This is a genomic window from uncultured Subdoligranulum sp. (assembly GCF_937890665.1).
The window spans coordinates 1-2515 of the sequence record NZ_CALADU010000101.1; the positions used below are offsets into that span (position 1 = coordinate 1).

The window sequence follows — 2515 nt, forward strand, 5'->3', positions numbered from 1 at the left end:
CAATAAAGACGCCCGCATACAATATAAGCAAATCAGCTTGTACATTGAATTGCTGCAAAGCAAAGGTACTCGTCTGCCGGATAATATTACCAAACATCTTGAAGAAGATATTTGGGAGCTTCGTCCGGGCAACAATCGAGTATTCTACTTTTACTTTCAAGAAAACACTTTCGTACTGCTGCATCAATTTCGCAAAAAGTCCCAAAAGACACCAAAACGTGAAATTGAGAAAGCAAAAGTCGAACGTGATGATTACTTGCGCAGAAAGGAGACTGCTGACTTATGAGAACATGGAATGATTACAAGGCTCATGTAAAGAGCGTCGATGCACAGGCTCGTGGCGACATGGAGCAGGTTGAGGAAATTGCCGAGATTGTCGGCGCAATGGTTGAACAACGCAACGCAATGGGCATCAGCCAGCGCGATCTCGCCGCTATGTGTGGTATTCCGCAGTCCTCCGTGGCGCGGATTGAATCTTACAAAACCACTCCCAACCTTGACACGCTGCTGAAAATCATGCAGCCCTTGGGGTTGAAACTTACCGTTGAACCCATCAGTTCCTAACTGTTAGCCGTCAGTGCGCTGGCGGCTTTTTCTATTACAGAATCATATCCAAAATATCCTTTGCAAAGTAGATAACCACGCCACCGAAGAACGTCATAAAGCCTTGCGCCCGCTGGCTGGCATCGTGGCCTTTGAGGGCAAGGCCGATTTGCACGATGCCGAAGCCCAGCAGGATCGCGCCGATGGCTTTGATGGCGCTGAACACAAAGTCGCTCAGATTGTTGATGGTCGTCAGCGGATCATCTGCAAAGGCAGGCATGGCCATAACAAAAGCAGCGGCAACCACCGTCGCCGCCACAAGATAAAGGCGCTTGATTTTGCGGTCAGTCACCTTGGTCGTATTGAGAGAAGTTTTCTTCATTTTCATAATAATTTTCCTCCGGGTGTTTTTCTAAGTAGTCGAGTTGTTCGTACATTTCTTCGGTGATTTCGGGTGCTGTCGCGGCAGCAACAGCACCCATCGTGATAGTGACGGCGTCGCCCATATAGTCGGGCGGCATTACATAAGGCTCACCTCCTGCATCGGATGTATATTTTACATTCGGGTGATGAAGCAGATTATACTTTTTGTCGATGACCGGGTCCTCGCTGCGCATCAGCAGCAGGCACTCATCGTCACGCATACGGCGGATTTCATCGGGCATACACAGTTCACGGCCCGCCGTTTGCAGGCTGTCGCTGCTGCTGCCCCGGCTGCCTTTGCCAATGCTTTGGCTTTTGGTGCGTTCGGTTTCCTTGCCGAGAATTTTGGAAAGATATTCGTAGGTACCGTACTCGTTGCCGCCGAGGTAAAGCAGGGTGTCACAGTTTCCGATTATGCCTTCCCAATCGTCTTTGAACAGGCTTTTTAGCTGGGCAATGTTCTGCAAAATAATGTCGCAGCTGATATTTCTACTTCTGCAAACAGCAAGAATATTCTTGAAATTCTTCGGTAGTGCAACATTTGCAAATTCATCCATCATCAGCCGCACATGAACCGGCAGCGCACCGTTGTATTCCGGCGTGGAATCTGCCAAACGAAAAAGCTGGTCAAAAAGCTGCGTGTAGAGCATCGTTGCAATGAAATTAAAAGTTGTATCATTGTCGGGCAAAACAATAAATAATGCCCGCTGCTCCAGCCCCATACGCGGCAGGAACATTTCATCGCGCGAAGTCATTTCCGCAAACTTACGGCTGTTGAACATATAGAGATTGGCCGCAGCCGAGATAAGAATGGATTGCAGCGTCTTTTTCGCACCCAACATGAACGACTTGAATTGCAAAACAGCCGGGTGCTGCGGGTCGCGGCGCTCCAATTCTCCGAACAGCATCATCAAGGGGTTCTCGACCATTTCATTTTCGCTGACTTGGCAATTCAGAATCATATACATCAATGTGGAAAAATTCTGCTCACTGGCAGGGGCTTCGTACATGAGATAGAGAATCAGTGCGGAGATCAGCAGCACAGAAGAATCATCCCAAAACTTATCACCGCCGCTGGGGGCATCCTTGGGTTTGGTGTTGTTGACAATGGCGAACGCCAGCTTGATGGCGTCCTCATCGGTTTCGAGATAGGCCATCGGATTGTAATGGCCTTGAAAATGCACAAGGTCAAGCACTGTCACGCTGATACCTTTCATTTCCATGATTCTGCCGAGGGTGCGTGTCAACTCCCCTTTGGGGTCCAGAAAAAGATAAGAGCCAATTAGTTGCAGCGCGTTGGGCTTCACATAAAAGCGTGTCTTGCCGCTGCCGGATCCGCCGATTACGATAATGTTGAGATTATGTTTATGCGCGTGGCTGTCGGTGCTGAAGCGTACATTCTCGGTCAAGATGTAGTTTTCTGCCGGTTGATTTGTGTTCCGATATTTTAGGTTAAGTGTGTGGGTGCTGCCCCACTTGGCCGTGCCGTGCTCTGCGCCGGGGTGGCGGTCTGCTTGGTCGAGCATATAGCAGTAGACGGCCAACGGAT

General features: G+C 49.3%; 4 protein-coding genes. 2 read left to right on the plus strand and 2 right to left on the minus strand.

Translation table 11 applies throughout. The features are described 5' to 3' along the window. On the plus strand, nt 1-286 hold a 286-nt coding region (locus tag Q0526_RS06120), incomplete at its 5' end, for a type II toxin-antitoxin system RelE/ParE family toxin (protein ID WP_298731618.1). Next, a complete protein-coding gene (locus tag Q0526_RS06125) occupies nt 283-564 on the plus strand; it encodes a helix-turn-helix transcriptional regulator (RefSeq protein WP_298731620.1) in 282 nt (93 codons plus the stop codon). The genes Q0526_RS06120 and Q0526_RS06125, both read left to right, overlap by 4 nt. A gap of 34 nt (nt 565-598) precedes the next feature. Here Q0526_RS06125 and Q0526_RS06130 read toward each other — a convergent pair whose 3' ends face one another. Both Q0526_RS06130 and Q0526_RS06135 read right to left on the minus strand, forming a co-directional pair. Beyond that, nucleotides 599-931 carry a TrbC/VirB2 family protein gene (locus tag Q0526_RS06130; RefSeq protein WP_143402714.1) on the minus strand — a complete coding sequence of 111 codons (333 nt, stop codon included), beginning with the start codon at nt 929-931 and terminating at the stop codon, nt 599-601. Beyond that, on the minus strand, nt 888-2515 hold a 1628-nt coding region (locus Q0526_RS06135), incomplete at its 5' end, for a VirD4-like conjugal transfer protein, CD1115 family (protein ID WP_298731622.1). The genes Q0526_RS06130 and Q0526_RS06135, both read right to left, overlap by 44 nt.

Coding starts and splice junctions, on each gene's coding strand:
- Q0526_RS06125 (WP_298731620.1), top strand. CDS start 283: ATGAGAACATGGAATGATTACAAGGCTCATGTAAAGAGCGTCGATGCA.
- Q0526_RS06130 (WP_143402714.1), bottom strand. CDS start 931: ATGAAAATGAAGAAAACTTCTCTCAATACGACCAAGGTGACTGACCGC.